The sequence below is a fragment of the Polaromonas sp. P1_E3 genome (assembly GCF_056405935.1).
The window spans coordinates 1-6274 of record NZ_JBFUBD010000161.1 but is presented as its reverse complement, the minus strand read 5'-3'; the positions used below and the strand labels follow the sequence as shown (position 1 = coordinate 6274).

The window sequence follows — 6274 nt, the reverse complement described above, 5'->3', positions numbered from 1 at the left end:
CTCCGTCACTGGATCAGATGGCGTGGTCATTTGCGGGAATTGCCATTGCCCTCGTGACCGCCTGGCTGGGAGGTGAGCTGGTGGCCCGGCTGGCAATTGGTGTGGACGAGGATGCTGGCGTCAATGCACCCAGTTCGCTGCGAAAGCCGCTGACACAAAATCTTCCTGGATAAAACCGTACGGACTCACGCAGCCGTTTGCGGGCGAGAGCTTGCGGGAGGTCGCTGCCATCACCCAATGCGGAGCTCTTGCGTTGGGCATTCGAAGGGATGACAACGCAACGGCCTGTTGTCCTACGCACAGCTCAGCGCGGCAAACGCGTGCGAATCGCTATTGGTAACTAATATTTATCGCAGGTTACAAGCCGCCCCGTGCCAACCAGTGCTGCGGATTGTTCAGCCCCTGCCGATGTTGGCGATCCACTGCAAGTTGACACATGACCCTCAAATCCCGCGCTGAACTCCATTTTCTTTCCACCGGCATTCCTGGGCTGGACAATATTCTGGCCGGCGGCTTGATCAAGGACCGCATCTACCTGGTGGAGGGCGAGCCCGGGACCGGAAAGACCACGACAGGGCTGCAGTTCCTCGTGGAAGGGGCCAAGCAGGGGGAGTCGGTGGTGTACATCACGCTGGCCGAAACCGCTGCAGAGTTGCAAGGGGTGGCCCAATCCCACGGGTGGGAGCTCGAAGGCATCCACATCCATGAAGTGCTGCCTTCTGAAAACCTCCTGATGCCGGAAGAGGAGTACACCATGTTCCACCCTTCCGAAGTGGAAATGGGCACCACCACGCAAATGATCCTGTCGGTCATTGAAAAAATCAAGCCTACGCGCGTCGTGATTGATTCGCTGTCGGAGCTCCAGCTGCTCGCAGATACTCCTTTGCGTTACCGCCGGCAGGTACTCGCGCTCAAGCAGTTTTTTGCCAGCCGCTCCTGTACCGTGATGCTGCTGGACGACCGCACTGCCACAGGGATTGATCTGCAGGTACGCAGCATTGCCCACGGCGTGATCACGCTGGAACAATCGGTGAAAGACTATGGCGCGGAGCGGCGCCGCATCCGCGTGGTGAAATACCGCGGCGTCGCGTTTCGCGGCGGCATGCACGACTACGACATCCAGTACGGGGGGCTTTGCGTGTACCCGAGGCTGGTTGCGGCTGAATCCCGCGTCATGGGGAGCCGCAGGCAGCTGACCAGCGGGCTCACCGAGCTGGACGCCTTGCTCGGCGGCGGGGTGGAGGAGGGCACCAGCACCCTCATTGCCGGACCGCCCGGTACCGGAAAATCATCCCTGGCGGCACAGTTCGTCGCTGCTGCCGCGAGGCGGGGCGAGTCCACCGCCATGTTCCTCTTTGAGGAAGCGGCCAACAACCTGTTGAACCGCGCTGATGGTCTGGGCATGGGCATTCGCGAGCCGTACGAGACGGGGACGCTGACTATCCAGCAGATCGATCCTGCAGAGCTGTCTCCGGGTGAGTTCACCTCAGTGGTGTGCCGGGCCGCGGACAAAGGGGCCAAGATCATTGTCATTGACAGCATCAATGGCTACCTCAACGCTATGCCCGACGAGCGCTTCCTGACCACCCACTTGCATGAACTGCTGACGTATCTCGGCCAGCGCGGCGCCGTCACCATCCTCGTGGGTGTGCAGCAGGGGATGCTCGGTGGCCAAATGTCCACCACAGTGGACGCCAGTTACCTGGCCGACAATGTTGTCGTGCTGCGGTATTTCGAACACGACGGCGAAGTCAAGCAGGCTGTTTCGGTGTTCAAGAAACGCGGCAGCCTGCATGAGCGAACCATCCGCCGGTTCTCGATGTCCAGAGGAGGCATACAGGTGGGGCCGCCGCTGCGCGGCTTCCGGGGCATCCTCACCGGGGTGCCGGTGTACATAGGCACGGATTCAGACGCAGGCACCGCGGGCGGGACCCGCTAAGTGGAGAGGCGGATTGTTATTTGCGCGCCAACGGGCAGGGATGGGGCGCTGACGGCCAAGGTTCTGGCGTCCGTGGGAATCCACAGCATTGTGTGCACCAGCAACCAGGAGCTCATGGCGCAACTGCCCTTGGGCGCCGGCGCCCTGTTGCTGGTCGAGGAAGTGGTGAGCGGCAGCGCCATGCGGCCGCTGGCCGATTATGTGGCGTCGCAGCCGACCTGGTCGGACATACCGATCCTGCTGCTGACGCGCAGCGGTGCCGATTCCCTGGATGTACAGCGCGCGGTGGAGCATCTGGGCAACGTCACTCTGGTGGAGCGGCCAGTGCGCACCATCGCCCTGATCACCGCCGCGAGGTCTGCGATACGCGCCCGCGAAAGGCAATACCAGGTTCGCGACGCCGACAAGCGCAAGGACGAATTCCTGGCCACGCTCGCGCATGAACTGCGCAATCCGCTGGCGCCGATCCGCACGTCCATGGGCATCCTGAGGCACCTGCACCCCGACTCTGCAGATGTCACCCGGTTGTGCAGCGTGGTGGACCGCCAGGTGTCGCACCTGACCCGTTTGGTGGACGACTTGCTGGACGTGGCGCGTATTACCAGTGGGAAGGTCATACTCAAGAGGGAGCCCGTGTCGCTGAGCTCCATCCTGAACCATGCGGTGGAAATATCGGGCTCCAGCATGGAGGCCAAGCGGCACCGGCTGGACGTCGAAAAACCTGACCATGACCACGTGCTGGACGTCGATCAGGCGCGCATTGTCCAGAGCGTGGCCAACCTGCTCGTCAATGCCGCAAAATTCACGCCGGCCGGCGGCCGCATCGTGTTGCGGTCCGAGGTGGAAGGCCCCGTGGTGACTTTCCGTGTCAGGGACAACGGCATCGGCCTGGAACCGGAATCCCTGGCAAAAATCTTCGAGCTTTTTGCGCAGACCGTCATCCCCGGGGAAGCACCCGCAGGCCTGGGCATTGGCCTCAGCCTGGCACGGCAGTTCGCTGAAATGCACGGAGGAACGCTCAGCGCCCACAGCGAAGGCCTGGGCCATGGCAGCGAATTTGTCTTGAGATTGCCCGTGGTGCTGGAGGGGGCCCGGCCACTTGCGCCCGCTGCGGCCGCGCAGGATGTCAAGGCGCGCACATCGTCACGGAAAATCCTGGTGGTCGACGACAACGTTGACGCGGCCAATACCCTGCAAGCCCTTCTGGACATGGACGGTTTTACGGCTTCTGTGGCATACGACGGACTTGCCGCGGTCGCTGCCATTGCCGATGTGCAACCCGATGTGGTGGTGATGGATATCGGCATGCCGGGACTCGATGGCTATGATGCGGCGCGCATGATCCGGCAACAGCACGGCAACCGGAACATCACCCTGATTGCCCTGACCGGCTGGGGTCAGTCCAATGACAGGAAACGTGCAAGCGAAGCAGGGTTTGACCATCACCTGGTCAAACCTGTGGACTACAACACCCTGCTGGAATGCCTGCAGGAGTAGCAGGCCTGCAGCCTGCCGTTTGTCCTACACGGGAAACCATCGCTCAACCGACAAACCCGAGACGGGGTGAGTCGTAAAGTGGGTCTATCTGGTGGGAGTTCCTTCAACTTTGTGGGAACTCCAGATCTATATACCAACTCACGTACCAGCGTACGTACAACTTCACCCAGGCGCCCATGTTTTTAGATGTGTTACCCCGCGGCACCAGCTTCGAAAGCCGTCCCCAGGTTTCTCGCCCATTGCCAGGCCCAGCCGGGGGGGAAACTGTGCCATCGCGCAGTAGCTGGCCTTTTCCGGTCGCAGCCAACTGGCTTGAGGCAATTCGCAGTGATGGCACGGATACAGTCGTGGCCATGAAAGCGGATGCGTACCCAGGCAGCAGTTTTGTGACGTGAGCGCTTTGCTTTGACCTGCAGGCCAAACAAAACCCAATGATCTGACCGATGGTGGCTCACGCAAAAAGTGCTCAGCGTAAAAACCGCCCACCCGCGGCCGGCGTGGAACCTCGCACACCTTCATTACCTCGCCACGATGATGCAACGGCCCAGCCTGACGCGTACGAATACGGCGTAGAGGGCACCAACAAGACACTTCCCGAACCTAAACCTGACGGCCAGCCTTCGGAAGAGTTGGGCAACAATGTGCCGCCCCGCCACATCGAAAAAAGCCCTTACACACGGGGTTGAAGGGTCGGGCCAAGGGCTTGCCTACCGCCTTTGGCATTTCTTCAGGTGGTCATTGTTGGCCTGGAAATGCTCACTGGCAATGTGGCCGAAATCGTCGTGCCGTTGGCCGAGCTGATTTCAAGGTGGCCACCACAGGTTTCCACACGGTGGCGCATACCTTGCAGACCGTGGCTGGAGGACTGCACCGCCTCAGCGTCAAAGCCTTTGCCATCGTCGTGGATGGAGGCAATGACATAGTCCTTGTAGCTGAGCAAACTTATTTCCACATTCCTTGCTTCGGCATGCCTCGAAATATTCGTCAAGGCCTCTTGCACTAAGCGGTACACCGTTAGCTGAATGGTTTCGTCGAGTTCGGCCGGCTCCAGGTTGGTGACGATGTTCAATCCTGAATGCTGGGCGAACTCGTGGGTCAGTATTTCCAGCGCCGGCAGGAGCCCGAGGTTGGAGAGGGAGGAGGGGCGCAGGTCTTCAATGATGCGGCGCTTCAACGCAATGCCGGAGTTCAGCGTTTGCACCAGGTGCTCAATGCGCGCGGGCAGGTCTGCGGTGCCCGCGCCGAGCTTGGCCCTGATGCGCGCCACGTCGAGCTTGGCGGCCGTGAGCAAGGCGCCCAGTTCATCATGCAGTTCACGGGCAAGATGCGCCCGTTCTTCTTCCCGGATCTGTTGCAGGTGGGTGGCAAGCTCGGCCAGCCGGGCAGTGCGATCCTTCACCTGCCTGCCCAACTGGTCCCGCTCGGCTTGCAGCGCCAGTTGCTGCCGTTGCCCGGCCTCGTCCAGGGCCGCAGTCTGCCGGAGATACAACCAGAAGGCCGCGAATGCGATGCCCGCGACAAATGTGATGCCAATCCGCGAGAGCAACAGGGAATGGCGAACCTCCGCGTAGCCGCTGGCTGTTTGCTGGTTGCTTTGCGTTATCAGCTGGTTTGCACTGGCGCGTATGACGTCCATTTGTTCCTTGCCTACCTCGGTGGTGAGCACAAATTTCCAGGCGTCGTCCTTGCCTTCATTTTTCATGCGGATGGACAGGTCCATCTCTGCCAGCTTGCGCTGCACGGTTCGCCCCAGTTGGGCCACGCCCTGAAGCTGGTCGGCCCTGGCTGCATAGAGCTCACGCAACTGGTCCTGGGTCTCGCCGATGTCCGCAATGGCTGCGCTGTAGGGCGCGAGGTAGCCGGCATCTCCCGTCAGAAGGTAGCCGCGTTGCCCGGTTTCGGCGTCAAGCACATCCCGCAGCAGCCGCTGAAGGTGGCTGCGGGTGATGTGGGCCTGTCCAAGATCTTCCATGGCATTCATGGATTTGTCGTAAGACACCTCACTGATGCCAATAAGGATCAACACGGCAGTGAACGCGCATGCCATGTTGACAGCCATTTTGGGAATTTTTCGCAACATGAAAGCTTTCATGAATCTCGAAATGGCAATGCCGGGCTGGCGAAAGCCTGTTCAAAATTGTAGTGACCGGCTTTCAAACAGGGCATAAAAAAAGCCACCCGAAGGTGGCCATTTATTGCCGGAATTTCGCTGGCTGCGGTGTAGGACGCAGCGCAGGTTCCACGGACCGGCTGCAACGCATCGCAGCTGCCTTGTCCGTCTTTTGGTCTGCGTTCACATTCGCAATGCGAATATGAACTTCGCCCGCATACCGATACCGCGCTACGCGCGGCGGCCTTACAGGCCGGCTGCCGCCCGAAGGGCCGCAGCTTTATCGGTACGCTCCCACGTAAATTCCGGTTCGTCGCGACCGAAATGGCCGTAGGCTGCCGTTTTCTCGTAGATGGGGCGCAGCAGGTCCAACATCTGGATGATGCCCTTGGGGCGCAGGTCAAAATGTTCGTTGACCAGGGCCGAGAGTTTCTCGTCGGACATCACGCCCGTGCCTTCGGTGTACACCGTGACGTTCATGGGGCGGGCCACGCCGATGGCATACGCCACCTGGATCTGGCACTGGCGGGCGAGGCCCGCAGCCACGATGTTCTTGGCCACGTAGCGGGCGGCGTACGCAGCGGAACGGTCCACCTTCGAAGGGTCCTTGCCGCTGAAGGCASCGCCGCCGTGCGGGCAGGCGCCGCCGTAGGTGTCAACGATGATCTTGCGGCCGGTCAGGCCGCAATCGCCTTGCGGGCCGCCGATGACGAAACGGCCGGTCGGGT

At 61.0% G+C, this 6274-nt stretch carries 4 protein-coding genes; 2 read left to right on the top strand and 2 right to left on the bottom strand.

Going from position 1 to position 6274, the window contains the following annotated elements:
- Positions 1-436: 436 nt before the first annotated feature.
- Positions 437-1939 carry an ATPase domain-containing protein gene (locus tag AC1D0Z_RS14650; protein ID WP_477658956.1) on the top strand — a complete coding sequence of 501 codons (1503 nt, stop codon included), beginning with the start codon at positions 437-439 and terminating at the stop codon, positions 1937-1939.
- Between the two features lie 72 nt (positions 1940-2011).
- A complete protein-coding gene (locus AC1D0Z_RS14645) occupies positions 2012-3436 on the top strand; it encodes a hybrid sensor histidine kinase/response regulator (RefSeq protein ID WP_477658955.1) in 1425 nt (474 codons plus the stop codon).
- A 727-nt stretch (positions 3437-4163) separates the two neighbouring features.
- On the opposite strand, the gene AC1D0Z_RS14640 is transcribed toward AC1D0Z_RS14645, so the two are convergent.
- A complete protein-coding gene (locus tag AC1D0Z_RS14640; protein WP_477658954.1) occupies positions 4164-5516 on the bottom strand; it encodes a CHASE3 domain-containing protein in 1353 nt (450 codons plus the stop codon).
- A 276-nt stretch (positions 5517-5792) separates the two neighbouring features.
- Positions 5793-6274: methionine adenosyltransferase domain-containing protein (locus AC1D0Z_RS14635; RefSeq protein WP_477658953.1), on the bottom strand; the 482-nt coding region annotated here is incomplete at its 5' end.

Excerpts from the sequence above, each read along its gene's own strand:
- AC1D0Z_RS14650 (WP_477658956.1), top strand. The coding sequence starts at position 437 with ATGACCCTCAAATCCCGCGCTGAACTCCATTTTCTTTCCACCGGCATT.
- AC1D0Z_RS14640 (WP_477658954.1), bottom strand. The coding sequence starts at position 5,516 with ATGTTGCGAAAAATTCCCAAAATGGCTGTCAACATGGCATGCGCGTTC.